Raw genomic sequence first — 26,863 nt, 5'->3', positions numbered from 1 at the left:
TGATTATCAATCATTAAATGTATGTAATTTTGCATATATGAATATTTTGTGATAAATTCCAAAATATCGTATAATTATCAATATTTTTTCAGACATTATTCAATAAAAAAAACACGAAGACTCTTAAGTCTTCATGTTTTTTATACATGTTATTACACTTGTGATTGAATTAATTACTAAAATCTTTTTAATCGTAAAAAATCAATTATTTTTAGGCTGATAGCCGTACCTAATCTTTTACAATTTACTTATTCTTTTTGTTCTGTAATATTAAATTTTGAAACCAATTCCGTTAATTCTTCCACCTTTTCTTTCATTTTGTTGGATTGGATTGATATTTGTTCAATTGATACGGCCTGTGATTGAATTGAATTTACAGTTTGAAGAGTCTCCTTTTTCACATCCGTTGCAGTTTCAGAAACTAGCGAAAGAGAAGCATTTACTTCTTCTGTACCAGCAGACATCTCTTCTGTCGCTGCGGATACTTCTTGAATTTGACCTGTAATCTTATCAATATCTCTCATAATAGACAAGAAGGTTTGATTCGCTTTGTAAGCAGCTTCTTTTCCTTCTACTGCCTTTTGTTGTCCTTTTTGCATGACATTAACTGTATCTTGGGTATCTTTTTGAATGGATTTTATTAAATGATTAACTTCTTTTGCAGATTCTTTAGATTGCTCAGCCAAGTCTCGAACTTCTGCGGCAACCACTGCAAATCCTTTCCCATTCTCTCCAGCACGTGCCGCTTCAATAGCGGCATTTAAGGCAAGAAGATTCGTTTGTTCGGCAATATTAGTAATTGCAGCGAGAGCTGTATCAATCTGTTGTGTACGTGTAACAAGTTTATTTATTACTTTTGATGTTTCCTCGACAACATCATGCACACTATTCATTTGAAGAATAGAGTGATTTATCACTTCACTACCGATATTTATTCGTTCTGTAGTCGTTACTGCTACCTCAGCGACTACTGCTGAAGATTCAGCTACAGTTTGCACCCCGGTTGTAATTTCTTCCATTGAGGATGAGCTCTCCTGAATACTAGTTACCTGTCCTTCTATTTTTGTTTTTACTTCTAAAACAGTCTGTACAACCTCATTTGAAATACTAGACGCTTGATTTGTATCTTGTAATACACTCTCCGTAGTAAAAATAACCTCTTGTGTTGTCATCTTAACATTCGCAATTAATTGTTGAAGGTTATCTAACATACTATTAAAAGACTGAACAATATGCCCTAATTCATTATTTGCTTTATAAGGAGTACGTGTTGTTAAATCTCCAGCTGCTACTTTTTCCATATCATTTTGTAGTAATGCAAGTGGTTTTCGGATAGTTAATTTAATAACATATCCAATTAATATAATTATTAAAATTGCTAAAATCGAAATACTAACAAACATTATCATTGTATTTTGAGCACTATTATTATTTTCCTTCTGTAAAAGCTCTGCATTATTACTATTATATAAAATCAATTCACGAATTGATTTTATTGATTTTTGCATATTAGGTTCAATCTCTTTTAGATAATATGCATATGCTTCCTCATTATTAGACTTCCCTAATTCTTGTGCTTTCTTCATTTGAGTCCTTAATTCATTAAATGTTTCATGAAACGTGTTATATAATTCTTTTTCTTTAGTAGAAATAAGTTTAGCCTCAAACTGCTTTAAAAGATGATCATTTTCCTTACGAATCCCATCCATTTCTCTTATTAATTCGTTCATTCTTTTTTCATCTTTTGATAACATTATTTCCATAAAGTTCATATTAACGTGATAAAAATTAGATTCTACAATTCCAATCCACTCAATTGGCAGTAAATTATCCTCATACATATTAGAGGAAGTACTTTTCCCTCTTTCTAACCCCCAAAACCCTATTAGGGATAATACTATACATGCAATACTTGATATAGTTATTAATATGTTTAGTTTTGTACCAATCTTACTGTTTCTTAATAATTCCAATTCACTTTCTCCATTCTAATATATAGTTTAAGTAATGTATTTTATACCAAGAATCCAAAAATTACGATGTTTATTTTGTAATATGTAATTTTGCATATCGTCCACTACTGATTCAAAATAACCTAACATTGTAATTTTCGTTTTCCAAAAATTCATGATCATGAACACATCTCATTAATTCTTGAACTTCTTACCCAAAATATCCGCATATACTGTGGCACCAGGGAAAACCATCACTGGTATGATATATAAATTACGCTTCCATACAAGACTAGCTTAAAAATATTTTTCTTATTGCTCATTTTTCTATTCCCCCTCTATTAGAAGTACTCCTAGCACATCACACTAATAAAAACGATAATATTAAAAAATAAGGAAAGACATAATACGTATGTCTTTCCTCTAAAATTGTAATACTCAATATGCTCTTGGCTCTATTTGATTTTCCATTTAAATCCTCACATATCTTTCTTTATAATATCTCCTAACTCCATCCAATTTGTAATACGCGGGATATTGAGATATTGATTGTAAGAAGTAGTTTTTGCATATACATTTATCGGTTTTCCTATTAACGTTTCTAAAACAGCCGGCTTATCATCAAAGAAATAGTTTAATTTTATTTCTTGTATAAAGTGTATTTTTTCTTCATCCTTCATTCCATAGAAAAAGCGATCTTCATGTACCGGAAATCCTTTTTCTATTAACCATTTTTTTGTTTGCTCTCCATGCTCTTTAGGTCGCGCCGTTATATAGTAAATTTCATGTCCCTGTCTTTCTAATTCTTGCAATGTCTCTACAGCATACGGAAACGGTGAACAAGAAGTATAATAAATCTCATCCAGCAAACTATTCCACATATGACCGCCTTCCTCGGAAGTCATGCCAAATGCTTCATGAATTTCAATTGTTTTTAAAGAATGGAATACATCCAACCCTACTTTTTTGTTTAATTTCTTATTATATAAATGAAAAGCATGCTGCCTTAAATCAATTAGTGTATCATCGATATCAAATCCAAACTTCACTCTTCATCGCTCCTTTCTGCAATCCATTTATCGGAACATATAAGTAGTTTTTATTCCCCTTATTGCTCATCTTTCCGATATGCTGGATAGCCAATAAATCTATAATCTTTTCCAATCTGGGTAAATGATATATCCTTAAATTCAATTGCATCTTTCATTTTAGTAATACCAGTCCCCTCTACAAAACTAGGCGCCAATCTACCTCCAATAATTTTAGGTGCGAAATATAAAATAATTTTATCCATTAGTTTATTTTCAATAAACGAAGCATTTACTTCTCCACCACCTTCAATAAGCAGGGAGGAAACTCCTTTTTGTCCTAAAACATCAAGCATTTCATGTAAGTTTATATGCTTTTCTCCGCTAGTAACAAATACTTTAACTCCTGCATTTTCTAATGCTTTCTTTTTTTCCTCTGCATGATTACTTGTTGTAAATATCCAGGTAGGAGCTTCTCTATCTGTAACAACGTTAGCTTCCATCGGTATGCGTAATGTCGAGTCCAATATTACTCGAATTGGATTTCGGCCATTTGGAATACGCGTTGTCAATGATGGATTATCCTTTTGAACAGTATTCGCTCCTACTAAAATAGCCGCATTTTCGTTTCGTATTTGGTGTACTTCTTGTCTTGCTTCTGTAGATGTAATCCACTTACTATCCGATAAAGACGTAGCGATTTTCCCATCTAATGTAACTCCTGATTTAATCGTTACAAATGGGCGCTTTGTCAAAATATATTTATTAAAGACTTCATTCATTTTTTTAGATTCTTCTTCACACACTCCTACAAGTACTTCAATACCTGCATCTTGTAGAATTTTAATTCCACGTCCAGAAACAAGCGGGTTGGGATCAAGTGTAGCAACTACTACCTTCTTAATTCCTGCTTGTACAATTGCTTCAGCACAAGGCCCTGTTCTACCATGATGAGAACAAGGTTCAAGAGTTACATAAATTGTACCACCACGTGCCTGTTCTCCAGCCATACGTATCGCATGTATTTCGGCATGTGGTTCTCCGGCCTTCATATGTGCTCCGACCCCTACAATTCGATTATCATTTACAATTACAGATCCAACCAATGGATTTGGAGTCGTTTGTCCCTTCATAGCCTTGGCATTTTCTAGTGCTAGCTTCATATACAATTCATGCTCAAGCATGTAAGTGTCCCCCTTCAAAATGTCCAGAACGCTGAATCTTCGTTTGCAAATATTTCTCATTAAACTCTGAGACATCACCCCATAACGGTTCACGACTCGTAACATTTAATCCAGCTTTTTGTAACGCTTCTAATTTTTTCGGATTATTTGTAATAAGTTTTACAGGTTTTGAGCGTAGCGCTTTTAATACTTCAATTGTATCATCATAGTTTCGAACATCATCTTCAAAACCTAGGTTCAGATTAGCTTCTACTGTATCTAACCCATTTTCTTGCAAGAGGTACGTCATAGCTTTACTAAACAAGCCAATTCCTCTTCCTTCATGATTCGCTAAGTAAAATAAAGCACCTGAACCATGTTCTGTAATCATTTGTAAAGACTGCTTTAATTGGAATCCACAGTCACAACGTTTACTACCAAAGATATCACCGGTGTGACAAATACTATGCATACGAATTAGGGCATCTTCAGAATTCTCAAAATCACCATATACAAGTACACTAGATTGCTGCATATCAGCTAAATTAATAGATGAGAGTTTTTCGATAATTCCTTCTACACTATTTGTAACCTCACTACATTGTAACCAAGAATACCATTGAAAAACTTTAGTCTCCCCATATAAATTAATTGGCAATTTGATAGGACCTACTAAATAAATATCCTTTCCATCTTGATGTATAAATTGAATTTTATCTTCTAACATATGAATTGTATCTGTTGTAACCATTAGGTACCTCCTAGTATAGAGAATCTCTAAAATTCTCTTCCATTGTTATATTTTTTATTGTTTAACTTACACAACGTAAGTGTTTTTACAGATGCTATTCTTTTTTCTCTCAGCTTATATGCAATATGTATCATTACAACTTTGGCCATTTAAAGAAAAGAGTTTTAGTTACATAAAACAACTTAGTTACTTTATGTAAGTGAGTATACATTCGTAATCAATTTACGTCAAGTAATTAATTATAAAAACATTTGTTACTAATAGTAAGATGTTATATAATTTATTTTAGGAGGTGAAGGAAAATGAATGATTCTACATTATGCCCTCGCTTTGAAAAAGGAATGAAATTTTTTAGTCAACGATGGACAGCACTAATTATTTACCAACTTTTTTCTGGATCTCAGCGCTTTTGTACACTTGAATCTTCTCTTCCTGTTAGCGGAAGATTACTTTCAGAAAGATTGAAAGAATTAGAACTAGAAGGAATTGTCGAACGTAAAGTCTTTCCTGAGACACCAGTTCGTATAGAATATTCTTTAACTCAAAAAGGATTTGCTTTAGAAGCTATTATTCGCGGAATAGAAGAATGGTCACAGGAATGGATAGAACTTGAGGAATAACATAAAAGCTTTTTCGTATATAGTTTTAAGTAATCAAATTACAGATACCTATTATTAAAACGCTAATTTTTCAAGCATTTATGAAAAGCTAGCGTTTTTTAATAAATAAAATGTAAGAAATAAAGCAAGGTGATCAAAACGATCACCTTGTTCCCTTACAGATTAAAATAGTGTTTTAAAATCTTTTATTCATACATACTCGATTAATAAAAAAAACGAATAAGCTTTTTTATTAATAAACAGTTTTATTTTTACAATACAGTTAGCTTCCCCTGCTATTTGCGGACAGTAAGACCACCACTGATTAAATTTCTATTTTATTACATTCGAATATTACTTATGAAATTTCACACGCTCTTCAAGTGGTTGGAATTCTTTTTCACCTGGTGCAGCTGTTGGATTACCAAATGGCATTTGTGCAATTAGTTTCCAATTAGCAGGGACATTCCATTCTTGTTTTACCTCATCGTCAATTAATGGATTATAATGTTGTAATGATGCCCCTAATCCCTCTGCTTCTAAACCTGTCCACACGACTAATTGGTGCATACCTGATGCTTGGTGTGACCAAATTGGGAAGTTTTCAGCATATGCAGCAAACTTTTCTTGAAGCGATTTAACGATAGCCTCATCTTCAAAGAATAATACTGTTCCATAACCAGCTTTAAAAGAATCCATTTTTTGTTGCGTTCCTGAAAAGTCTCCATCTCCAACTACTTTTCTTAATGTTTCAGTGGTAATATCCCATAATTTATCATGAGCTTCACCAAATAATACAACTAATCGTGCAGTTTGAGAATTGAAAGCGGATGGAGTATATTTCACAGCAAACTCCACGATTTCTTTAATTTTTTCATCCGATACTTGTACCTCTTTATTAATCCCATAGTAAGTACGTCTTTCTTTCAGTGCAGTATAGAAATCTTTTGTCATAATTCCGTTCCTCCTAAGTTTTAATATTCTTCAAAATGATACATCTCGAAGATAGTATGCGTTTAAATGAGTTCATTTTTGAATCATTGAACTTCCTAGCACCCATTGCCAGTCATTCTAAATCTAAACACACTGCTTCCTTCAGTTTTCCTAAAAAAAGCCTTATAACATCATTCATAAAATCTAATCATCATTCGGTACTATTTTACCCATTCTCTATTCATGTATCCTGCTTGTTTCATATTTACACAAATATGAAATGTAGCTACTTTAATCACCAAATTTCACATTAATTTAGAGCATCTTCAATTACAGCAATTTCGCTCACTCGAACAAAACGATGCAATTTAAAGAACATTGCAAAATTAAGTGCTACCTGTAAAAGAACCCTCTTAGCCGACTATAAGAAAAAATAATAAAAAGCCAAAAACGAACAATAATATGTTCATTCTTGGCTTTTACTTAACCATCACATTTATTTTTACTATTGCTTCAAATGATTTTTAACTGCCCTTATTACCAATTCGTGATCTTCTTCTGGTGGTAATCCTGAAACTGTTATCATTCCAATAACCCCTACGTTTTTTATTCTGATAGGAAAACATCCACCAAACGCAGCGTATTCTGAAGTATCTAAAAGATATTTTTCATTATAGGAGACCCCAGTTATTTCACTTTGTATCTGCATATAATACGAGCTACGATCATGCAGGGAAACGACTCGTTTTTTACGCTCAATCCATTTCGTATTTTCCTCATTTGTCCCTGTCATCTTGAAATGAAATAATTGCACACCATTTTTCGTTATATCAACAGCAATCAATTTCCCCTCTTGCTTTGCTGTTTCAACGATAAATAAACCTAGTTGCAAGGCATCTTCATTTGTAAAAGAGGAAAATTGAAGTGTTTCCTCCTCTTTTAAAATTTGTTTACTTATTTCATTCAAATTTGAAGTACTCATATCTTTGTCCCCCTTACTCACTTTATGCCAGATTGCTACTTTTAAAATTATGCAATCCTATCGTGCGGTCTTTCCATATAACTAATACCGTAAAGCGTATTCATTTCTTCTTGGTGCTATTATGAATTATATTTAACTCATTAAAAATGTATGTCCTCTAGTGCTAAACATTTCGTATAGAAGTTTTCTTCCGAATACTACTTACAAACATAAAAAACAGTTGATTGAGCAACCGGTTCGCTAAAAGTTTCATATGGGATATTCATTTAACCAAAGGAATGCTTGTTCATAATCATCAAAAAATTACACTCAATAAAGCAACCTTATGTACGAAAAGAGACTATGGAAAAGATGACCTTTTGTCACTCATTTAAAAAGGGACAAACTCTCCAAATGGAGAAGCCTGTCCCAAAATCGCTTTATTTTATTTTGCACTAGAACTAACAATCGTGAATTAGAATAATGACTTAATACTTGCTAAGACAGTAAGTACACCTACAATAATAACAAATACGTTACTCATTTTCCCTTTGTATTTAGCTAGTACTGGAACTTTTTGAATCGCATACATCGGTAATAGACATAAGATAGCAGCAACTAATGGACCGCTTAGAGAATCAATAAGTCCAAGAATACTTGGATTTGTATAAGCAACAAACCAGCATGATAATACAACAAAAGTAAGGATTACTGTCTTAATTGTTTTTTCTTCAATATCTTTTCCACGTGATTTACCGAACTTAATAATCATGTCACGCATTACTTCAAATGCTCCGATATAATGGCCAAGGAAAGACTTTGTAATAGCCACAAAAGCAATAATTGGAGCTGCAATAGTGATTACAGGCGAATTAAGCTCATTAGCAAGATATGAAAGAATTGATAAGTTTTGTTCTTTTGCCATTTTTATATCATCTGGAGTCAAGCTCAATGCGCTACTCCAAACGAAGAACATAACAACAGCGAATGTCATGATATAACAAACCTTTTGTATTTGCGCACATTTAGCATCAGTGGCTTCGATTCCATACGTAGCTCTCTGTTTCACAACAAATGATGAAATCATAGGTGAATGATTAAATGAGAATACGATGATTGGTAGAATCATCAATATCGTTCCAAAATAGCCTGTTCCTGTTGAAGCAGTTGAAACAGCTGAAAAACTAAGCATTGACGTATTCCACTGTGGAATTAAAGATATTGCGATAAAAAGTAAAGAAACTATGAAAGGATACACTAACATACTCATTACCTTTACAGTAATATCTTGACCAAAATTCAGTATAGCGATAAGACCAAGAACTAATACAAGTGATAAAATAGCTCTTGGAGGTTCTGGCATGTGCAATTGATGCACGATAAAACTACTTGCAGTGTTTGTAAGCGCAACCGAATACATTAGTACGATTGTATAAATTGAACCGAAATATACGATGTTAAAAATGATACTCGCTTTATTTCCGAAATACTCTCTAATTGTACCTGTGATCCCCTCATCAGCAGAATTAGAAGCGTATATCATTTTAGCAAGCGCCCTATGTGAGTAATACATAACTGGATATGCAAGTAATGTAATTAGTAGTAAAGATAATAAACCACCTGAACCTGCATTAATCGGTAAAAAGAGCACCCCTGCTCCAATTGCAGTTCCAAATAGACTGAGTGCCCATGTAGTATCCTGCTTATGCCACTTTTTCGGATCTGCATATTGCTCATTTTTTCGTGCGGTATTTTCAGCTTGAACTTCTATTTTCTTTGCAGTATTCCCGTTCATATAATAACTCCCCCTTGTATCTATTCCTGCATCTCTCTTTACACCTAACAAATATTCCCTTTTCGGAAAATGAATTCCTTACAAGTTGCCCCACTTTGTATGTCCTTCATCATAATGAATCCAAATTGAAACATTCGCTAGTTAGCGTCCTAATATAATTGTTAGCGTTCACAAAAAAGTTTACTCGTAATATCCGCTCTTTATATAAAGACCTCTTAAGAGAACAATATAGAATAGACTTCATAAATACGTTGCAACATTTCTAATAACAGTGTATTACTTTAATGGTTTCTCTTTTTTACTTTTAACAGTAATTTTAGATAAACCGGCCTCTCTTCATTTGCGAGGCATTTCTTTCTCAATTCTATACATTACCTTCATAACTTCGGTAGCACTGATGATATTGCTTACACAAGCCACTGAAGCACATTACATACATTTCGCCTCTAATCACACACCTTTCTTACTAGTAATCGCATTTTTTATATTTTCTCCAGAGATAATAAAATTTCTCTCGACGCCCTCATTATAACGTGTATATTTATAAAATTAATATTTTTATATTTTCAGAAATATTAAAGTGCAATAATTTTATATGGATAATATTTTACAGTTAGCATGTAGCCATTGTTTTTATCGCTTAAAGCTGAATTAGTTAGTAAAAAAATACAATAATACATTGTTTTTCTAGGTTACTCATTATAAAGATACTTATATCCCCTTTATCAAAAAATTTCATTTTAAACATAAAAGATATTCTAATAAATAATTAATGTAGGTAAAAAGAAAAAATTCCAAAATAAAAAAACCAAATTTTAGGATATATATTATTAATATTGAATTCATATACATTTTAAAAAGATACACTGAGTAAAAAACAAAAAAGCTGCCCCATATGGACAGCTCATTTACATAATTATCGTTATCAGGAATATCTCTATGTTTGTAATGAATCGTTTTTACATCATTTCCTTTTATGCGAAAAGTAATTGTGTCCTCTCCATAAGGCGGATTGTGTGCACCCTCAAAAGTTTAAATTTTAAAATCCCTCATTAACTAGCTCTTTTATCGAGTTTAATTTTGAAGAAAGCTCGATAAACCATTCTTCATCCCCTGTTAATAATGCAAGATCTATAAGATAAAGGATTTGTTCCTTATTTATTACCTTTGATTCAGGGAGTTTGTTAACGTGTTTACTAAAGAGTAAAATCGCTTCGTTTATTGTGTACTGGCCGTCACGTTTCACAATACTAACTGTAACTATATCCTCTACATCATCAAGTGATACAATATAACCAACTATTAATTCACCTTCATTTGATATTCCACGAACCCAATCTCCTACTTTTAAAACATGATTATTATTTGACATCATACCGTTTCACCTTCCTATAAATATTTTTTGTGACAATAAAAAAGATATAAAAACAATTATACTGTAATATTTTTCATTACATTTAAGTGTTAAGAACTCACGGCTATATAATAATTAAGCCGCTTAACGCTCTTGATTGATAAGGTCAACAACTTCTTTCATTGTATAATTCTTTAAGTATTCACCTAGATGCTCTTCAGCACCTAAGAAAATAGCGAAAAGAACTTTTCGCATGTTCGAACCTACAACACACTGATTGTTTGATTCTGGACACTTCGGCTGCAAAGCACCTTCAGAGGTTATCTGATAAATATGCCAAAGATTAATTTCATCTAAATCGCGAGCGAAAATAAAACCGCCACCAGTCCCCTCTTTCGATTGTATAAACTTATGTTTTTTTAACAAACTTAGTACTTTGCGAATGCGTACTGGATGTACACCTGCACTTTCTGAAATAGCATTACTTGTTGACATCCGATCTGGCTGTAAAGCTAAATAAGTTAAACTGTGTATGGCCAAGGTAAAGTCGCTGTTCATGATTTTCCTCCTACGATCAAAAATATTGTTTCTCATATATTAACTGTAGCCATAAATATTACAGATAGGTTAGAACGTTAAAACATATAGAATACTTCTTGCCATAAAAAATTAATTCTCTTATATTCTATCCGGTCCCACCTATATCTGATAACTTCATTTAGCTTTTTAAGTTGAAAATAAAATTAAACACTCCACTGTTTCTTCACTTGTTCTTCTGCCAACTGTTTAATTTTTGTCCAAATCGTATCTTTACTCACAATAACATTTGTTTGATAATTTCTATCATTATAATTAACTGTAACACATACTTCAATCATCTTCTGCTTCCTCCTTTCAAAAAACTTTTTCTAAAAATACTACTTATTAATTGGCCAATTTTTGCAATTCAATGTTCAAAAACGTTCGAACGCTACGTGGTAAAAATTTACGAATTTCTTCCTCATTAAAACCAATCTGCAATCTTTTCTCGTCCAGCATAATTGGGCGTCGTAACATTAGTGGATGCTCAATTATTAATGTATAAAATTCATTTAGCGAGAGCTCATCAATATTTATATTTAAGTCCTGAAAAGTTTTGGATCTAGTTGAAATAATTTCAGTAGCCCCCTCTTCAGTTAAACGAAGAATCGATTTAAGCTCATCAACTGTCATAGAATTTGATACGATGTTTTTTTCAATATAATCAATTTGATGCTCTTCAAGCCATGCTTTCGCTTTTCGGCATGAGGCACAGCTTGCTGTTGTATATAGAATTACCATATTTAACTCACTCCTTTAATGTTATGAAACGTACATTTTAAACATCGGTTATTGAAATGTATTAAAAAAAATTACAGTTTAGAATCAAATACAAGCAATATTATTTATTCGAGAATATTTAATTTATCTACATTTTACAGACGATAACAACTCACTTCTAAAAACTATACTGTAATTTTAAACTTTACAGTTCTATAAATCAAATGTTAAGTCTTGGATTCATTCTATTAACGTATAATAGGAGCAGTTGAGACAATACTTGCCTCAACCGATTTTTATATCTCTTTATAATTTTTTGCAGTAATGACTGTTTCAAACTCAAAGGTTTCGGGTAGATGATCTGCATAAGAATATTCAAAAGTTCGTCCATCCGTTAAATAAGCTACTTGTTCAACTCGCATTAGGAAATCCTGATTTGTTAAGTTCATAAACTGCTTTTCCCTATCATGTGGGCGAATTCCTTTAACCCTGACAACAGATGTCCCTACTTCAAGACCAAGTTTATTTTGAATATGTGAGTATATCGACTCCTCTAAAACAGAAGCCTCAACACCTGGGATAACCGAAATTGGCATCCATGTATGCTCCATAATCGTCGGAATGCTGTGAATGATGCGGAGGCGAATGATTTTATAGACGAAATCACCGATTGAAACTCCCAATTTCTCAGCAACTACTTCATCAGCCCCAACAATCGCAAACTCGATAATTTTACTTTCTACCTCACTGCCGTATACAGCTTTCGTACCCGTTAAAGTTTGAATCATTCGTGCCTTTTCCTGTTGACGCCAATCTTGCACCACTGTTCCACTTCCGCGCCGGCGGATGATGTAGCCATCTCTAACTAATAGATCCAGCGCTTTCTTAATAGTAAGGGCTGAAACACCAAATTCTTCAGCAAGGACGGGGCTACTCGGAATTTTTTCGTTGATTTTATATTCACCATCTAAAATTTGCTGTTTAATCTTTTGATAAATGCCGAGGTATTTTACTTGTGTTGATCCGCTTGCCATTTCCATACCTCCTTTATACTGCAAACTCTCTTCTATTCATTCAAATGTAAAGCCTCAAGTTTGTAAACTGAAGGTGATGGGGCAGCAAATCCATTTTCTAAGATTTCAATATTCGTTACCGCTTCTTCGTCTTTCACAAGTTTTGGTGCACCATTTATAATTGTTTCATACGCGGCATCATAGAAACGACCGTAATCACCAAGTGGCGTTTTAATTTGTTTTTCAATCCAGTCACCATTTGCATTACGATACTTAGCAACTCCATAGTACATCGGTGAATCTTCACCAAATCCTGCACTCTCAGGCATAACACCCGCTTTCAAATCATTTTCCTGCTGATCTTCACCATATTTAATAAATGATCCGTTTGTTCCATGAACGATAAAGCGTGGATAATCTTTTGCTACGACATGGTTCGTTTTCAGCTTAATCTTCAACTGATTTCCGTAATGTAAACCAACATCGAAATAGTTATCAACCGCACCTTCCATTTCATTATTACGAATATCGTATGTCACCGTATCTGGACGGCCGAATAGTGAAATCATACGGTCCATCGTATGAATACCTAAACTGTAAAATGAACCTTCTTCTTTTGGAGCTTCATGAGTGATTGAACCAGGACGGAAATAATCAATATGTGATTCAATCTCAATAATATCACCAAGGAACCCTTGTTCAATTACTTGCTTCACAGCTAAAAAATCACCATCAAAACGGCGGTTTTGATAAGGCATAACTACTACACCTTTTTCTCGTCCTAAAGCTAATAATTCTTTCGCATGTTCCACTGTATCGCAAAATGGTTTTTCAACGATAACTGATTTTCCAGCAAGTATAACTTTTTTCGCTAATTCGTAATGCGTATGTGCTGGCGTACAGACCGTCACCACTTGAATTTCCTTGTCATTCAACAATTCGTCCAAATCAGTAGTGAAGTAAACACCTTTTTCCTTATATGGAGCCGCTAATTTTTCATTTATTTGACGTACAAAAATCGTTTTTATTTTTATATTATTACGCGTGTTTACATAAGGTAAGTGATAGCGGTTAGCTGACTTTCCAAATCCAATAAAGCCCATTGTTAATGTCATATTTTTCAACTTCCTTGCTCATAAATTTTCGTTTCTATATTTATTATATAATTTAATTATTAAAAGTATATAGTTTTAAATTTATAATTATATATTAAATAAAAAATCCACGATAAAATTCGTTCTCACTATAAGTTATGGACCTATAAAGTGAAACTTTAATCAGTGGGGCGATTTATTCTCTACTGATTATTTACCCGTAAATACCGAGATGAAAAGGAGCGTAATGAACATGGCATATACTACTATATCTATGGAAATTTTCGGATCAACTGAACAAGTATGGCAATTAATCGGAGGTTTCAACTCCCTTCCAGACTGGTTACCTTATATACCTAGCAGTAAATTAACTGAAGGCGGTCGTGTACGTCATCTAGCTAATCCAGATGGTGAAACAATTATAGAACGCTTAGAAGTATTCAATGATAAGGAACGCTACTACACGTATTCAATCATGAATGCACCGTTCCCGGTCACTAATTATTTATCTACAATCCAAGTTAAAGAAGGTACTGAAAGTAACACATCGTTAGTAGAGTGGTCTGGTACGTTCACTCCTGTTGCAGTTAGTGATGAAGAGGCAATAAATCTGGTTCATGGTATATACAGCGATGGACTGAAAGCATTGCAGCAAGCATTTCTAGATTGATTCATGTAATTGATTGAGACGAAAAAGTTAATTAACAGTCAAACATTCGACTTTGTGGTTAAGTTCATTATGAAAGATAAACAAATACAAATTTCATGCCTGCTTGTTAATGACAAGAAATAAAAAATACTACCTCCAAATGGAAGGTAGTATTTTTTTATTAATCAGGAAAAACAATTAATCCCTCTTCTTTTTCTTGCTGTTTTAAATCTTCTTCTGGGAATGTTACAGTTGAATTTTTATCCCCTGTTTTTTTTGTTTCTTCACCTGGAAATACGAAAGTTGAATTTTCTTTTCCTTCATTTTTTTCTACGTTATCTGGAAATACCATAGAATCATTGGTAGTTAAATCACTATGAAAACCAAGGTTAGACAAAATCGCTTTTAAATCTGGTAAAACCCCTATTTTATCAGATGATGGGTCATTAGATTTTGTGCCTGTATTAGGATTACTTAAAATTGCTCTCAATTCTTTTGGTGTATATGCCTTACCTAAATGTTCTTTAGCAATCCCTTGAATTGATACAGCAGCCCCAGCGATTATAGGCGAAGCGCTAGAAGTACCACGGAAATTAGAAGTATAACGATTCATTATACTCTGATCTGTAACTTTTTGTCCTTTACTATTTTGATTTTGATATGTATCTAATGTATCAACATACTCTCCCCAACCATATACATCAATTCTACTACCATAGTTAGAGAAACCTAAACGTTTATGAGGAACTCTTGCAGTAGATGCTCCAACTATAATAGCTCCTGAATCTTTAAAGTCTGGACTATTTCGATTTAAAATCTGTTTACCATTACGGTCTTTAAATTTATCTAAATCAATCCCACCATTACCAGCTGCTTCTACAATAATAATACCTTTATCTGTACCTTTACGAATTGCGTTAAATATACTCGGGTATACTTCTACTGGTAAAGGGTCATCTCCATATCCATCATATTTAAAGGATTCTTCTATTAATAAAACATCTCCAGCCTGTAAAGAATCTACGGCACTTAAAATAGCATCTCTTACATCGATTCTCCCATTATCTCGGATCACTGAAATTACTTTTGCCTTTGCTTTTGGTGCAATCCCAATGTTCCCAATCCTATTGTCAGCTGCAGAAACAACACCTAGAACTGAAGTACCGTGAGAAAGATCATTACTCATTTTTCCAGACATAAATTCAATATTTTGACCGACTAAATCTTCATGATTTAATAACCAGCCTTCTTCCAAATCTACAAAGGTTGCTCCTTGACCATCTCCTCCTTTAATTCCCCAAGCATAAGGAGCATTAATTCCTAAAGGTGCCTCTTCAAGATATCCCTGTCTCAAAAATCTAGGTTCATCATAAGGATTGATTGATAATACAGGCAATCTCGAGCTAGTTGTTGTGTTTATACTCTTATTAGAACGAAATTGTATTTTACTAGAATCGTTATTGGCAGCATGTACTGTATTTGTTACAAATGTCGTACCTACCCCAGCAAAAGTTGTAATTGCAAGTGATGATATCAACATACCTTTAAAATTTTTCATCTTTCCACCTCTAGTTTTCTATTAGAATTAACATATTTAATAATGTGTATGAACCGAAAAGCTTTTTATCTTATTATAAAAATTAATAGATTTTTATAACTTTTTGATTTACATAAAAACTCCTTTCATTCTTGTAATTCAATGTGTATATTTCAAAATAACAAACTAACTGTAACTATTATAGTTACACCTTTATTGATTTTCAACTACGAAATATAAATTTTTAAAAATAAATTTATATTACTTTAAAACAGAGCTAACCTTTTACGCATATAAAAAAAACAAAATATCTGTGCAAATTACAGCGGTGAATAAGTTTATAGACTGCAAAAAAACAAGAAAAAGCAAAACACTAAGTGCTTTGCTCCTTATAAAATTCCTTTTAACTTTTCACCAATTAACCTCGCTACATACTCATAGCCTTCTGGTCCAAAGTGTAATCCATCTTTTTCACCATTTTCTACAAATCTTTTATAATCCCGTTCTTGAATCATTTCAGCGAATACGTTTAGAAAATAACTTCCTGTTTCCCTCGCCACTTTCTCCACCACGTCTGCATACTGACCAAGCACTCTATTTGTTCTATTACGCTGTTTTTCTTCATCAACTGGTGCAGGACTAATCAGTAGTACTTTATCTGATGAAATATGGTTCACAATCTTCTCTAAGTTTTCTTTATATGCTTGTAATGACACTTGAGAAAAAGAAACCGCATCATTCGTACCAAGAAAAACTGTTACGAAATCTGGTTTATATGATATTACATCTTCTTCAATCCTATTTAACGCATCGAATGTATTATCCCCTGGAACACCTGCATTCACTACTTTCCACTTCGGAAACATCTCTTGCAAACGTGGTGTTAATCTCGGCATTCCATCAAAAAATGTTTCATCAGCTGTAATACTATCTCCAAAGCATACTAACGTTTTCATTAAGCTACTCTCCTTTTACGTATGAAACAACTTTCCTTCTATTGCTTTTATATATCTTTCAGCAGAACGTTCAACTGCCTCATTTGCATTTTCTTTTACTACTCGATGAAAAGCATTGTATAAACGATTAAACTGTAACGGCTTCACTCGGTTCACCATTTCTTCCACTTTTCTCGCTGGTAATGGAATTAAGTTTGGATAGCTATACATAAAACTTACCCACCGCTCATCCGCTACAACTTGAATAATATCACCTGTTAACAAAATCCCTTTTCCATCATTACCTTCTTCCCAATGCAATACAGAACCACCACTAAAATGTCCTCCAAGACGATGTACAGTAATCCCATCCGCTAATTGTAAAGACTCACCAGACCAATAAATAATACGACTACTTGGGCGCATCACCCATTCTTTATCATCTTCGTGTATATAAATTGGTACATCAAATGTCTCTGCCCATTCTACTTGCGTTGAATAATAATGAGGATGAGACAATGCAATCGCATCTAATCCACCAAGCTCTTTTATTTTCGCAATTGTCGTTTCATCTAAATACGTAATACAGTCCCATAGTAAACGATATGACTCTGTTTTCACTATAAATGCCGTTTGACCGATCGCAAATCCTGGTTTTGTCGTAATACTATAAAGTCCATTTTCCTCTTCGATTATTACATTTTTATATGTATCATCTGTTTGCAAATTTTCTAAAGTCGTCCAAGACTGCCCTTTCGGATTCACATATTGCCTCTCTTCATCACAAATATGACAACTCACCGGTTCCTCTACACTCGCTGCATACTGCACACCGCACGTTGTACAAACGTAATTTTTCATCATAATTCCCCCTATCCCTATATTTTTATTAAACTGATTTTTGTTGATAATAATCTACTTTTTTATTTTCAATTAATAAACTTATAAAAGTAAGTAAATAAACAACTGTAACTGACAATGGAATTACAGTAAATCCTTTTTCGCTTCTGCAACATTCATCTCACTATCTCCCCAAAAATATTTGTGCTATAAAGTCACCTCAACCTCACCCATCCAATAACGCCAAGCTGCTAAATAATCTTCTAAATCTTTCGGGTGGTGCCGTAAACACGTATCTATACGCAAATATAATCCTATGACTATTTCTTCATATAAATCACGGTCTTTTTTATGAAATACACATTGTTTCATCGCATAATCGATTGTTTCTTTTGTTAAATCTTCCGGGGTTGAACAGAACGCATAAATTAAATCATATATAGGATCTCCTAACACTGGTAAAGGATCAATTACACCGTGCAGTTTATTCTCTTGAAATATAAAATTATGAAATCCAAGATCACCATGCAATAAAAATGGCTGATTTATTCCAGTCCCCCTACTTGGACTATTTGCTAACTTAAAAACCGTTCTATACTCTTCCTCACTTATGTAACGTCTTACATTTTCATGAGCTTCCATCACATTTGTCGTTAAAAATTCATTCCAAGATTGAACTGGGCTTTCTTTCCATCCCCAGCCATCAACCTCTGTAGCTACTTCATACTTATTGATAACTTCCTTTACAAGTTTACTAAGAACACTCCGTTTATGGCCTAGTTTGCAAGAAGTTGTGCCCTCAAGGAATGAGTAAACAATATAGCGATTTAAAGGTTCCTTATATAAAAGCTTTGGAAATAATTCGTCCTTTTTATAAAACTGAAGAAAATAAGCTTCTTCACGTATGACATCCGATTCATTCAACTTTATAACGTATTGTTCATCTAACAAATATATAGTACTTGTCGTTCCCCCGTTTAATGCTTTTACGCTATTTGGATAATGTGAAATAACTTTTTCCTTAACTAGTTGTGCAGTGATTATTGAAATGTCCATTCTCTCACCCTTCAACTCCGAATATTTCCTTAATTCAAAAGACAACTTTACTATCATTTGACAAACAAAAGTAAAATCCTTTCAATCGCCCTGATATAACAAACAACAATTTTATTTTATTACAATGACTTTCTTCAATATTCCATTTATGATAACGTGATTTTATCACTCTAAATGCTCTTCATATACTCTAATAATTTCTATTGCAGGGTCTCTGTCTTGTAATTTATGAGCCAAACTTTCTACACCAAACACTTCTGTAAACGTATGACTACCTACAATTAAATTAATTCCTTTAAATTTCGCATGTTGCACTGTATATAATGTTTTTTCACCTGTTATGTACGTGTCACATCCTTTTTCTAATGCACGTTCAATCAAATTTGTATTATTTCCTGCACCGGTTAAGATTGCAATCCGTTTTACTGGTTTATCGTGATTTCTCCAGCTCTTCACTTTCTCTTCCATTTTTTCTTCAAGTTTTCCAACTAAGTTTGAAAAAGGAATGGCTTCTTTATATTCTCCTATTCCTGGTAGTTCTTCTTCCTCATAGGTTGAATATTCCAGTATTGTATCTATCCTAATTTCGTTAAATAACGATGTACACGTGCCAAACTTTACAAAATCTAACGGCAAATGAATCCAAAAATGATTCATTTCATATTGCTTCAATTTCTCAATACATGCCTCTTCCATACCAAATAAAAAACTCCACGGCGCATGATGTGTAACTATCATATCGACTCCATTTCGATACGCTTCTTCAATAGTTTCTAACGTTAAATTTGTTGTGTAACCGATTTTGTGAAATTCATCTTTACTTATATAAGTAAAACCATATTCATCATCGCCATATTTATGAAGATGCTCTCCAAATAGTGATGTTATATGTTCATTAAATTGCTTTATATTCATTTTTATTTCTCCTTTCATTTACTTTTATATTTCATAAATAAGGAAATACTAAATTACAACGTTACATACATATAGGAGGACAATATGAAACCTGAATTTTTAAAAGCTGTACATGATGCAATCGGAAATGTCGAACACATTCATATAGAGGAAAGCGGTGCTGACAGCTTACTTATTCATCATGATGATGCACAGCAGTTACAACAAGTTGCTAAGGCGTTAGAAAATAATAATTTCCGCTCCGCTTTAAGAACAACTGGAAATGCTTCGTACATTGAAGTATTGAACAGATAATGAAAGTCCGGATGTATTCCGGGCTTTCTTTTTATCCCGCTATTCACCGGGCAGTAAGACCCCACTGATTAAAGTTCCACTTTATATTGAAACTTCAAACTCTTTCACATACACCGCTGTTCCAGCAATATCTATTTGTAACTTTTCGTTTTCTATCCCTTTCGTTACATAAACAGTTACACGACCATCTTTATTTATTTCCTGTCCTTGCTCAACGATTAAACCCAATTCATGTTCAAAACCTTTCTCTAAATACTCCACATAATACGCTCCCATTACACCTGAAGCTGTTCCTGTCACTGGATCTTCAATCGTCCCAGCGTAAGCTGATGAAAAATGACGGCCGTGCATTTGTGCTAGTTCATCATAAGTTTCTAGACAAATTGGGTGAATAGAAGCATTAGGTATTTCTTTTAATACTGATGGAAATGCAGCATTATTAGGTTTCATTCTCTCACATGCATTAAGATTTTTAATCGGTACAATTACAGTCCAATTACCGGTACTTCCATATACAATCGGTAAACTTACATCTAAATCATTTACTTCTAAACCGATACTATGAGCTAATTCTTCTGTTGAACCTGTAAATTCTTTAAACTGAGGTGCTGCCTGTCTCATTTTAATAAAGGTTTCTCCATTTTCATTTACACCTATTTGTATCGGTAAAATCCCAGCCTTCGTTTCAATCGTAAGGTTACTTTTCTCTTCTAATAAACCTTTTTCGCGCAAGGCAAATATCGTCCCTACTGTCCCATGACCACATAAATCCATTTCAAAACCAGGTGTAAAATAGCGCATTCTTATATCTCCTACTTCTGTGGAAAGAACAAAAGTTATTTCGTTATATCCAACTTTTTCAGCAATAATTTGCATTTCCTCTTCCGTTAATCCATCTGCTTCTAATACAATACCTGCTGGATTTCCCTTATTTGGTTTATTCGTAAATGCGTCGTAATGAAATACATTTATAGTCTTCATTTTCTTTTCTCCTAACCTTCTTTAAAGATTTTATAATACAGCTCTATCTCCGTTTTCAACGAACAATTATTTCTCCAAAATATCCTCTGCATCTTTTCATTTGAAGTATGTGTGCTTCCAATGTAATAAGTAGCCCCTATTTCCTTTAACATATGCAACGATTGAAAATGCATATGGGAAGCAATTCCTTTCCCCCGATAATAAGGCATTACCCCAAAATAAAATAACCGTCCTTCACTTTCTGTTCCAGTTTCTATATGCGGTATGGACATACCAATCGGCTCATTTTTATCATAAAAAACAATACATGACTTTTCCCAGCCCGTACCTAACTCTGTTTGCACTGAATAAAAATGTTCATTGATAGTTAAAATTGAAGTTTGATTCCCTGAACCCGACATACATTGTTCCCAAATATATTTAAATTCTTTTTCCGATAACGTTCCTTCTGCTATTGATCGATATGTATATTGTCTTTCAAGCTTTTCTACATTATTCAATTCTCTACATACTTCTATCTTTGCGGCATACAAAGAAAAACCGGCATCAAGTAACACTTTCACACTTGAGTTATAACTACTAAACCTTTTGTTTAATACAATACTCGCTCTTTTTAACTCCCAATTAGAACAAACCTCTTCCAATCTACTTATCTTTTCTTTATATGTTTGTACGTTATACAAAACATCTTCTTCTATTTCTTCAATCGTTACTGCCTTTGGTAAGCCATTTAATATTTTTTTAGAAGGGCCAAATAAGTTTTTGATGACTGTAAGATCGTACTTCACCACTGCACCTCCAATCTACAATTTCTATCCGTAATAACCACTCTCATATACTCATCTCCTTATTTTTAAAATAAATAAGAAAATCCATCCACTTACCATTCTCTAATGAAAACGCCTTTCTCTTGCATTCAAATGAAAAGCCTGCTCTTTCCGCAAGACGAACCGATGGCTCATTATCAACACGTATATGTAATTCGATTCTATGAAAATCAAGGCTACTAAAAAATAACGGTAACGCAGCTTTCACACTTTCAACACCATATCCATTTCTCCAATATTGATTATGTATGGAGTATCCCATCATCGCCCATTGATAGTCCATACGTAAAATTTTTATTAGCTCTAGCTTTCCAATATTAGCCCCATCTTCTTTACGAAAAATACCTAATACATACATCTCATCTCGATGTGCTGCTTCATCAAATCCTCTAATCCATTCCGTGAACCATTCTTTTGTTGATGATGCCATAACTTGATAACCATCGTCGTATTTATACTGAGATGGCAGCCTCTTATTAAATCCATCTAACCAACTTTCATAATCATCATTTTGGAACGGACGGATCATGAGTCTCTCTGTCTCTATCTGTAATAGCGGCAGCTTCATTTACATCTCTTCCCTTGATTAATATTTGAATATTCTTTATTATCTTACACAAAATACAAAATCTAGTAAATTATTATGTTTTTGATAAACATGCTTCTATTAAAATACAAAAGGAAACCCTGTTCTAAAGGATTTCCTTTTGTCATCACACTACCAAACTTATCTGTAATTTAAAACGTTGTATTCTGTCTTTAATATTCCATAAACATCAACATCTTCATATGTATTTAATAAACGTCTATTTTGTCTCAATGTGCCTTCTTTACGTAAACCCGACTTCTCTAATACTTTAATCGACGATCTATTTCTGGAAATGGCAGATGCCCAAATTTTGTTTAGACCTAATTCGATAAAGCCAAATTGAATCATTCTGTTTACAGCCTCAGTTGCAAAACCCTTTCCCCAATAATTCTTACCAATCCAATAACCAAGTTCACCTCTATTGTTACCCTTGTCAATTCTTAGTGTAATTGTACCTACAATTTCTCTTGATTCTTTAGAGACAATTCCTAAAGGATATTCGATTCCTTTCCTAATAAGTTCTGGTTGCATATCAACCCAATCTTGCGCGAACTCCAGTTTATATGGATGCGGAAGCCCAAGAATATTAGCTAATTCCTTGTCATTAGCCAATTCTTTAATTCTAAAAACATCATCATTGGTAAAAGGTTCTATACATAAATGCTCAGTTTCTAATTTTATAGCCATCTTTTCTCCCCCTTGTACTGAAATTAGTTAGATCCCTTTATTTTCAATATTACACCAAAAACACAAAATTTTTAAAATCTTTATGATATCTACTAACAGAACCATAAACAAAAAATCCAGTTATGCTTTGTACATAACTGGATTCCTCATTATCTAATGTTTTTTATTTTACAAGTACATTTTCTCTTAATTCCCTCTTCAACACTTTTCCTAAAGCATTTTTCGGTAACTCTTCTAAGAATACCACTTCTGGAATTTTGTAACTTGCTAACTTCTCTTTACAATACTGAAGAATACTTTCTTCTGTTAATGTTGTTTCGCCATCCTTCACAATGTAAGCTCTTGGAACCTCTCCCCAAAAGTCATCTGGAACTCCAACTACTGCAACTTCTAAAACACCATGTATTTCATGAATAACATCTTCTACTTGATCTGGATATACGTTGTCACCACCGCGTATAATAACGTCTTTATATCTTCCCATAATATGCAGGAATCCATCATCATCTATCATGCCAGCATCGCCCATGTTAAACCAGTTATCTTTTACTACCTTCTTTGTTGCCTTTTCATTATTCCAATATCCTTTAAACATGTATGGACTTTTCACATGAATCTCTCCAACTTCATTTGTTGTTAGTTCATGTCCTGTTTCCGGGTGAACAATTTTCACCTCTACATTTTTCAAGGTCTTTCCTACAGAAGACATCTTTTCTTTTCCCATCATTGGATGCCATGAGGTTACAACCCAACCTTCTGTACTACCATAGCCTTGCACCATATATATGCCTTTTTCCATATATTTTTGAATGAGTGTTTCTGGCACTTTTGTACCACCGCTTTGTGCTACTTTAAAGGTTGAAATGTTACGTTCTTTTTTATTTAGTTCATCAAGCATGTAACTATAAACAGCTGGGAAAGCAAGCATCGTAGTAATTTTCTCTTCTTCAATCTTATCCCAAATAAGAGCAGGATTCGAATCAGCTAAGAAGATCATCGTAACGCCATGATAAATACAATTTAAAATAGAAAGCACGCCACTCATATGAAACAATGGATGCACAGATAAAAAGCGTTCACCTGCTGGGATTTCTCTTTGTCCCGCAATTTCAGCAAAATAATGATGTAAGTTTTTATGTCCAATTACACATGCTTTTGCCTGTCCAGTCGTTCCTGATGTAAACAAGTAAATGGCATCGTCTTCTTCATGAACTTCTACGTTCGGTTCTGTCGTTGGCTGTTTTTGCAACTCTAATTCAAATGAACCAAAGCCTTCTTTTGTTGTTTGAATTACATAAGGAATTTCTTTAACAGCATCAACCTTTAATAACACTTCATTAAATTCTTCATCAATAACTAACACTTTTAATTTCGCTTCTTTTACAATCGTTTCTAATTCATAAACAGTCAGCTGATGATTTAGCGGAATAAATACCGCTCCAATTTTTAAACTTGCCATCATAACGCTTGGAAATGGGTGATTATTTTTGCATAGTATTCCTATACGATCTCCTCTTTGCACACCATTATATAACAAATAATGTGCAAACTGATTTACTCGTTCATTATATTGCTGAAACGAATATCTTTTCTTCCCCCCTACAAGCGCTTCCAAATTTGGTGATTGCATTGCTCTCTTTTGTAATAATTGTCGCATCGTTCTCAAGTAAAACTCCCCTTTATATATGTTAGGTTTTTTATTTTACCAGATTAACTATTAATTTACTAAAGATTACACTTAGTGAATATAAAAAGAATATAAAATATCCATTATATATTAGAATACTTCTTGTTCATCACATATTGCACATACTCAGGTGCACTTTTATCAATCTCTTCATCACTTAGTTTATATTCTGCACCATATAAATAAAAGGAAGGTATAAATTCCATACCTGTGTATAAGCATGTAGCTTGGAATGGTTTCGTCAACTCATCCATTGTAATTCCACTATTTTCATAGTCTTTTTCTAATCCACCTATAGAAATAGCCACACCAAATTCTTTCCCCTTCACTTTATCTCCTTTAGATCCGTACGCAAATCCATATGTTAATACATCATCGAACCATTTTTTTAATAATGGTGGTGAACTGTACCAGTAAAGCGGAAATTGAAATATATATCTGTCATGTTCTACTAATAACTTTTGCTCTTCTTCAATATCAAACTCCCAATTCGGTGCCACTTTATACAATTCATGCACCGTAATTTCATCCGAATATTTCTCAAGTTCTTCAATCCATCTTTTATTAATTTTTGATTTTTCAATATCAGGATGTGCTACAATTACAAGTGTTTTCATCTTTTTTCATCCCCTTTATAAATTATTCAACCCTTTACGTATTAGTATGAATGAGTCACATATAATTGAAAAGTACGTACTTTAAAGTGCTATAGGAACCTTAAAGTACCTGTGGAGGTGTTATATGAATCAAAATGATAATTGCCCAATTGCAACAACACTCGATGTAATCGGTGGAAAATGGAAAGTTCATATTTTATGTATTTTGTCGGATGGAAAAATGCGAACAAATGAAATTAAACGAGAAATCCCAAACATTACACAAAAGGTTCTTACACAACAACTTCGGCAACTTGAAGCTGATGGGATTATCTATCGTACCGTATATCAAGAAGTTCCACCAAAGGTTGAGTACACACTAAGTGAATATGGAAAATCTTTAATGCAAATAATGGATAATCTGTTTGAATGGGGAAAAGATCATCAGATTAAAAGATTACATGACTAAAAAAGCACTATATACTTTGTTTAATCCTCTACGTTCATATTTTTTATTTCTATAAAGTTTATTTTCATCATTTTTTAGCTAACTTGTTTTCTTAGATTGATGGACGTGACCCCACATCCATCAATCTAAAAAGATACAATTAGAAAAATGAGATTTCTATAAAGTTTCACATATAAACACTACTTCCGCCTCATTAAACGCTCGCTCTACTTTTTCTAATCTCAATTGTACGTAAGCTATAAAGAAGCACCCCTAAACCGAGAATTTTTTCATTATTAGACGCATTAGAACCTAAGGTAATAGTAGGTACATTTAAACCCATAAACCTTTCACTCCGTTCTATAGGCATATAAAAAGATACTCCTTAAAAATAAAAAACGCTATTCTCTCTGTAAAATCATAGAAAAGAATAGCGCTTTTTATTTTGAAATAGAAATCATCATTTAAACTAAACATGCTAATATTGATTTTGTGCGATTGTCAGTTACCTCATAATAAATTTCTAATCCTTTCCGAGTACCTGTAACCATTTTAGCAGCTTTTAGTTTAGATAAATGTTGACTAATTGTACTTTGAGGCATTTGTAAATCTCCATACATTGTTGTTACATTAGTAGGACCTTTTGCAAGCATTATTTTTACTAAAGATAGACGAACTGGATGCGCCAATACCTTTAACACCTCAGCGATTTCTTGAAACATTTCTTTTTTTCTTTCATCTTATTTCTCCCCTTTTATATACATATTTATGTTATCCATATATATAATTCGGAGGTATATGCGTTTTTGTGTCCGTCATTTTAAAAAAATATAAAAAAACTTTAATCCGAAACTAAAGGATTAGCTTAACATAATGTCTC

General features: G+C 33.2%; 31 protein-coding genes and 2 pseudogenes. 4 read left to right on the top strand and 29 right to left on the bottom strand.

Features of this window, described 5'->3' with window-relative positions; translation table 11 throughout:
• Positions 1-248 precede the first annotated feature (248 nt).
• The 5 genes from QCI79_RS23925 to QCI79_RS23905 form a co-directional block, all read right to left on the bottom strand.
• Positions 249-1,973 (bottom strand): methyl-accepting chemotaxis protein, encoded by a 1,725-nt coding sequence (locus tag QCI79_RS23925; RefSeq protein WP_000422000.1) that lies wholly within the window; start codon positions 1,971-1,973, stop codon positions 249-251.
• A 27-nt stretch (positions 1,974-2,000) separates the two neighbouring features.
• A complete protein-coding gene (locus QCI79_RS23920) occupies positions 2,001-2,135 on the bottom strand; it encodes a hypothetical protein (protein ID WP_000605687.1) in 135 nt (44 codons plus the stop codon).
• 296 nt (positions 2,136-2,431) lie between these two features.
• Complete coding sequence (locus QCI79_RS23915; protein WP_000668223.1) at positions 2,432-3,001, bottom strand: 5' nucleotidase, NT5C type; 570 nt, start codon at positions 2,999-3,001, stop codon at positions 2,432-2,434.
• 59 nt (positions 3,002-3,060) lie between these two features.
• On the bottom strand, positions 3,061-4,164 hold the full coding sequence (gene ribD / locus QCI79_RS23910; protein WP_000889429.1) for a bifunctional diaminohydroxyphosphoribosylaminopyrimidine deaminase/5-amino-6-(5-phosphoribosylamino)uracil reductase RibD: 1,104 nt from the start codon (positions 4,162-4,164) through the stop codon (positions 3,061-3,063).
• Positions 4,157-4,894 (bottom strand): GTP cyclohydrolase II, encoded by a 738-nt coding sequence (locus tag QCI79_RS23905; RefSeq protein WP_000258865.1) that lies wholly within the window; start codon positions 4,892-4,894, stop codon positions 4,157-4,159. The genes ribD and QCI79_RS23905 overlap by 8 nt, the downstream gene beginning before the upstream one ends.
• Positions 4,895-5,196: 302 nt before the next feature.
• On the opposite strand from QCI79_RS23905, the gene QCI79_RS23900 reads away from it, so the two are divergent.
• Positions 5,197-5,514: a winged helix-turn-helix transcriptional regulator gene (locus tag QCI79_RS23900; RefSeq protein ID WP_001000104.1), complete on the top strand. Its 318-nt coding sequence runs from the start codon at positions 5,197-5,199 to the stop codon at positions 5,512-5,514.
• 333 nt (positions 5,515-5,847) lie between these two features.
• Here the strand turns inward: QCI79_RS23900 and QCI79_RS23895 are convergent, their stop codons facing one another.
• The 10 genes and pseudogenes from QCI79_RS23895 to QCI79_RS23850 form a co-directional block, all read right to left on the bottom strand.
• Entirely contained in the window at positions 5,848-6,447 is a 600-nt protein-coding gene (locus QCI79_RS23895) for a nitroreductase family protein (RefSeq protein WP_000158938.1), read from the bottom strand.
• Between the two features lie 484 nt (positions 6,448-6,931).
• Entirely contained in the window at positions 6,932-7,408 is a 477-nt protein-coding gene (locus tag QCI79_RS23890) for a heme-degrading domain-containing protein (RefSeq protein ID WP_000107937.1), read from the bottom strand.
• 454 nt (positions 7,409-7,862) lie between these two features.
• Entirely contained in the window at positions 7,863-9,182 is a 1,320-nt protein-coding gene (locus QCI79_RS23885) for an aromatic amino acid transport family protein (protein ID WP_001014190.1), read from the bottom strand.
• A 918-nt stretch (positions 9,183-10,100) separates the two neighbouring features.
• Positions 10,101-10,214: pseudogene (locus QCI79_RS23880) on the bottom strand (DUF3888 domain-containing protein); the annotation flags it as partial.
• Positions 10,215-10,221: 7 nt separating this feature from the next.
• Positions 10,222-10,557 (bottom strand): IDEAL domain-containing protein, encoded by a 336-nt coding sequence (locus QCI79_RS23875; protein WP_000987462.1) that lies wholly within the window; start codon positions 10,555-10,557, stop codon positions 10,222-10,224.
• A gap of 123 nt (positions 10,558-10,680) precedes the next feature.
• On the bottom strand, positions 10,681-11,094 hold the full coding sequence (saiR, locus tag QCI79_RS23870; protein WP_001083465.1) for an Rrf2-family transcriptional regulator SaiR: 414 nt from the start codon (positions 11,092-11,094) through the stop codon (positions 10,681-10,683).
• Positions 11,095-11,279: 185 nt separating this feature from the next.
• Positions 11,280-11,414: a BA3454 family stress response protein gene (locus QCI79_RS23865; RefSeq protein WP_000573532.1), complete on the bottom strand. Its 135-nt coding sequence runs from the start codon at positions 11,412-11,414 to the stop codon at positions 11,280-11,282.
• A gap of 46 nt (positions 11,415-11,460) precedes the next feature.
• The gene (gene spxA, locus QCI79_RS23860; RefSeq protein ID WP_000236189.1) at positions 11,461-11,856 is read right to left on the bottom strand and encodes a transcriptional regulator SpxA; all 396 of its coding nucleotides are present in this window, start codon (positions 11,854-11,856) and stop codon (positions 11,461-11,463) included.
• 275 nt (positions 11,857-12,131) lie between these two features.
• Positions 12,132-12,869: a GntR family transcriptional regulator gene (locus tag QCI79_RS23855; protein WP_000146281.1), complete on the bottom strand. Its 738-nt coding sequence runs from the start codon at positions 12,867-12,869 to the stop codon at positions 12,132-12,134.
• A 32-nt stretch (positions 12,870-12,901) separates the two neighbouring features.
• On the bottom strand, positions 12,902-13,963 hold the full coding sequence (locus QCI79_RS23850; RefSeq protein ID WP_000176643.1) for an oxidoreductase: 1,062 nt from the start codon (positions 13,961-13,963) through the stop codon (positions 12,902-12,904).
• A 232-nt stretch (positions 13,964-14,195) separates the two neighbouring features.
• Here QCI79_RS23850 and QCI79_RS23845 point away from each other — a divergent pair, with 232 nt between their 5' ends.
• Positions 14,196-14,612 (top strand): SRPBCC family protein, encoded by a 417-nt coding sequence (locus tag QCI79_RS23845; protein ID WP_000332045.1) that lies wholly within the window; start codon positions 14,196-14,198, stop codon positions 14,610-14,612.
• A 160-nt stretch (positions 14,613-14,772) separates the two neighbouring features.
• On the opposite strand, the gene QCI79_RS23840 is transcribed toward QCI79_RS23845, so the two are convergent.
• The 6 genes and pseudogenes from QCI79_RS23840 to QCI79_RS23820 all read right to left on the bottom strand — a co-directional run bounded on the left by QCI79_RS23840 (position 14,773) and on the right by QCI79_RS23820 (position 19,874).
• Complete coding sequence (locus QCI79_RS23840) at positions 14,773-16,149, bottom strand: S8 family peptidase (RefSeq protein WP_002101134.1); 1,377 nt, start codon at positions 16,147-16,149, stop codon at positions 14,773-14,775.
• Positions 16,150-16,517: 368 nt separating this feature from the next.
• Positions 16,518-17,084, bottom strand: coding sequence for an SGNH/GDSL hydrolase family protein (locus QCI79_RS23835; RefSeq protein WP_000855200.1), 567 nt, complete (start codon positions 17,082-17,084; stop codon positions 16,518-16,520).
• A gap of 15 nt (positions 17,085-17,099) precedes the next feature.
• A complete protein-coding gene (locus tag QCI79_RS23830) occupies positions 17,100-17,927 on the bottom strand; it encodes an MBL fold metallo-hydrolase (RefSeq protein ID WP_003284929.1) in 828 nt (275 codons plus the stop codon).
• A gap of 25 nt (positions 17,928-17,952) precedes the next feature.
• Positions 17,953-18,069, bottom strand: a pseudogene (locus tag QCI79_RS35055) (DUF7010 family protein); the annotation flags it as partial.
• 41 nt (positions 18,070-18,110) lie between these two features.
• On the bottom strand, positions 18,111-18,959 hold the full coding sequence (locus tag QCI79_RS23825; RefSeq protein WP_000355251.1) for an aminoglycoside phosphotransferase family protein: 849 nt from the start codon (positions 18,957-18,959) through the stop codon (positions 18,111-18,113).
• 165 nt (positions 18,960-19,124) lie between these two features.
• The gene (locus QCI79_RS23820) at positions 19,125-19,874 is read right to left on the bottom strand and encodes a Nif3-like dinuclear metal center hexameric protein (RefSeq protein ID WP_001022449.1); all 750 of its coding nucleotides are present in this window, start codon (positions 19,872-19,874) and stop codon (positions 19,125-19,127) included.
• 84 nt (positions 19,875-19,958) lie between these two features.
• Here QCI79_RS23820 and QCI79_RS23815 point away from each other — a divergent pair, with 84 nt between their 5' ends.
• Positions 19,959-20,168 (top strand): hypothetical protein, encoded by a 210-nt coding sequence (locus tag QCI79_RS23815; RefSeq protein ID WP_000801651.1) that lies wholly within the window; start codon positions 19,959-19,961, stop codon positions 20,166-20,168.
• Positions 20,169-20,249: 81 nt separating this feature from the next.
• On the opposite strand, the gene QCI79_RS23810 is transcribed toward QCI79_RS23815, so the two are convergent.
• The 6 genes from QCI79_RS23810 to QCI79_RS23785 all read right to left on the bottom strand — a co-directional run bounded on the left by QCI79_RS23810 (position 20,250) and on the right by QCI79_RS23785 (position 25,556).
• Positions 20,250-21,149 (bottom strand): PhzF family phenazine biosynthesis isomerase, encoded by a 900-nt coding sequence (locus QCI79_RS23810; protein WP_000849314.1) that lies wholly within the window; start codon positions 21,147-21,149, stop codon positions 20,250-20,252.
• An 11-nt stretch (positions 21,150-21,160) separates the two neighbouring features.
• Positions 21,161-21,937, bottom strand: coding sequence for a GNAT family N-acetyltransferase (locus QCI79_RS23805; protein ID WP_023901436.1), 777 nt, complete (start codon positions 21,935-21,937; stop codon positions 21,161-21,163).
• A 43-nt stretch (positions 21,938-21,980) separates the two neighbouring features.
• On the bottom strand, positions 21,981-22,544 hold the full coding sequence (locus QCI79_RS23800) for a GNAT family N-acetyltransferase (RefSeq protein WP_000775353.1): 564 nt from the start codon (positions 22,542-22,544) through the stop codon (positions 21,981-21,983).
• Positions 22,545-22,703: 159 nt separating this feature from the next.
• The gene (locus QCI79_RS23795; RefSeq protein WP_021728183.1) at positions 22,704-23,252 is read right to left on the bottom strand and encodes a GNAT family N-acetyltransferase; all 549 of its coding nucleotides are present in this window, start codon (positions 23,250-23,252) and stop codon (positions 22,704-22,706) included.
• A gap of 163 nt (positions 23,253-23,415) precedes the next feature.
• Complete coding sequence (locus tag QCI79_RS23790) at positions 23,416-24,909, bottom strand: class I adenylate-forming enzyme family protein (protein WP_003284924.1); 1,494 nt, start codon at positions 24,907-24,909, stop codon at positions 23,416-23,418.
• Positions 24,910-25,022: 113 nt separating this feature from the next.
• Entirely contained in the window at positions 25,023-25,556 is a 534-nt protein-coding gene (locus QCI79_RS23785) for an NAD(P)H-dependent oxidoreductase (protein WP_000855228.1), read from the bottom strand.
• A gap of 124 nt (positions 25,557-25,680) precedes the next feature.
• Here QCI79_RS23785 and QCI79_RS23780 point away from each other — a divergent pair, with 124 nt between their 5' ends.
• On the top strand, positions 25,681-26,004 hold the full coding sequence (locus QCI79_RS23780) for a winged helix-turn-helix transcriptional regulator (RefSeq protein ID WP_001072981.1): 324 nt from the start codon (positions 25,681-25,683) through the stop codon (positions 26,002-26,004).
• Between the two features lie 193 nt (positions 26,005-26,197).
• Here QCI79_RS23780 and QCI79_RS23775 read toward each other — a convergent pair whose 3' ends face one another.
• Entirely contained in the window at positions 26,198-26,353 is a 156-nt protein-coding gene (locus QCI79_RS23775) for a hypothetical protein (RefSeq protein ID WP_002101139.1), read from the bottom strand.
• A 94-nt stretch (positions 26,354-26,447) separates the two neighbouring features.
• Entirely contained in the window at positions 26,448-26,705 is a 258-nt protein-coding gene (locus QCI79_RS23770; protein ID WP_000485077.1) for an ArsR/SmtB family transcription factor, read from the bottom strand.
• Positions 26,706-26,863: the final 158 nt, after the last annotated feature.

This window comes from Bacillus cereus group sp. MG1 (genome assembly GCF_040460035.1).
Lineage (GTDB): Bacteria > Bacillota > Bacilli > Bacillales > Bacillaceae_G > Bacillus_A > Bacillus_A cereus.
Note: the sequence above shows the minus strand (reverse complement) of the source record. Positions and strands in the feature narration are given on the sequence as shown.

Coding starts and splice junctions, on each gene's coding strand:
- QCI79_RS23885 (WP_001014190.1), bottom strand. CDS start 9,182: ATGAACGGGAATACTGCAAAGAAAATAGAAGTTCAAGCTGAAAATACC.
- QCI79_RS23895 (WP_000158938.1), bottom strand. CDS start 6,447: ATGACAAAAGATTTCTATACTGCACTGAAAGAAAGACGTACTTACTAT.
- QCI79_RS23835 (WP_000855200.1), bottom strand. CDS start 17,084: ATGAAAACGTTAGTATGCTTTGGAGATAGTATTACAGCTGATGAAACA.
- QCI79_RS23785 (WP_000855228.1), bottom strand. CDS start 25,556: ATGAAAACACTTGTAATTGTAGCACATCCTGATATTGAAAAATCAAAA.
- QCI79_RS23830 (WP_003284929.1), bottom strand. CDS start 17,927: ATGATGAAAAATTACGTTTGTACAACGTGCGGTGTGCAGTATGCAGCG.
- ribD (WP_000889429.1), bottom strand. CDS start 4,164: ATGCTTGAGCATGAATTGTATATGAAGCTAGCACTAGAAAATGCCAAG.
- QCI79_RS23905 (WP_000258865.1), bottom strand. CDS start 4,894: ATGGTTACAACAGATACAATTCATATGTTAGAAGATAAAATTCAATTT.
- QCI79_RS23780 (WP_001072981.1), top strand. CDS start 25,681: ATGAATCAAAATGATAATTGCCCAATTGCAACAACACTCGATGTAATC.
- spxA (WP_000236189.1), bottom strand. CDS start 11,856: ATGGTAATTCTATATACAACAGCAAGCTGTGCCTCATGCCGAAAAGCG.
- QCI79_RS23825 (WP_000355251.1), bottom strand. CDS start 18,959: ATGGACATTTCAATAATCACTGCACAACTAGTTAAGGAAAAAGTTATT.
- QCI79_RS23770 (WP_000485077.1), bottom strand. CDS start 26,705: ATGTTTCAAGAAATCGCTGAGGTGTTAAAGGTATTGGCGCATCCAGTT.
- QCI79_RS23840 (WP_002101134.1), bottom strand. CDS start 16,149: ATGAAAAATTTTAAAGGTATGTTGATATCATCACTTGCAATTACAACT.
- QCI79_RS23855 (WP_000146281.1), bottom strand. CDS start 12,869: ATGGCAAGCGGATCAACACAAGTAAAATACCTCGGCATTTATCAAAAG.
- QCI79_RS23815 (WP_000801651.1), top strand. CDS start 19,959: ATGAAACCTGAATTTTTAAAAGCTGTACATGATGCAATCGGAAATGTC.
- QCI79_RS23790 (WP_003284924.1), bottom strand. CDS start 24,909: ATGCGACAATTATTACAAAAGAGAGCAATGCAATCACCAAATTTGGAA.
- QCI79_RS23800 (WP_000775353.1), bottom strand. CDS start 22,544: ATGAAGCTGCCGCTATTACAGATAGAGACAGAGAGACTCATGATCCGT.
- QCI79_RS23865 (WP_000573532.1), bottom strand. CDS start 11,414: ATGATTGAAGTATGTGTTACAGTTAATTATAATGATAGAAATTATCAA.
- QCI79_RS23775 (WP_002101139.1), bottom strand. CDS start 26,353: ATGCCTATAGAACGGAGTGAAAGGTTTATGGGTTTAAATGTACCTACT.
- saiR (WP_001083465.1), bottom strand. CDS start 11,094: ATGAACAGCGACTTTACCTTGGCCATACACAGTTTAACTTATTTAGCT.
- QCI79_RS23875 (WP_000987462.1), bottom strand. CDS start 10,557: ATGATGTCAAATAATAATCATGTTTTAAAAGTAGGAGATTGGGTTCGT.
- QCI79_RS23795 (WP_021728183.1), bottom strand. CDS start 23,252: ATGGCTATAAAATTAGAAACTGAGCATTTATGTATAGAACCTTTTACC.
- QCI79_RS23900 (WP_001000104.1), top strand. CDS start 5,197: ATGAATGATTCTACATTATGCCCTCGCTTTGAAAAAGGAATGAAATTT.
- QCI79_RS23850 (WP_000176643.1), bottom strand. CDS start 13,963: ATGACATTAACAATGGGCTTTATTGGATTTGGAAAGTCAGCTAACCGC.
- QCI79_RS23810 (WP_000849314.1), bottom strand. CDS start 21,149: ATGAAGACTATAAATGTATTTCATTACGACGCATTTACGAATAAACCA.
- QCI79_RS23820 (WP_001022449.1), bottom strand. CDS start 19,874: ATGAATATAAAGCAATTTAATGAACATATAACATCACTATTTGGAGAG.
- QCI79_RS23920 (WP_000605687.1), bottom strand. CDS start 2,135: ATGATCATGAATTTTTGGAAAACGAAAATTACAATGTTAGGTTATTTT.
- QCI79_RS23890 (WP_000107937.1), bottom strand. CDS start 7,408: ATGAGTACTTCAAATTTGAATGAAATAAGTAAACAAATTTTAAAAGAG.
- QCI79_RS23845 (WP_000332045.1), top strand. CDS start 14,196: ATGGCATATACTACTATATCTATGGAAATTTTCGGATCAACTGAACAA.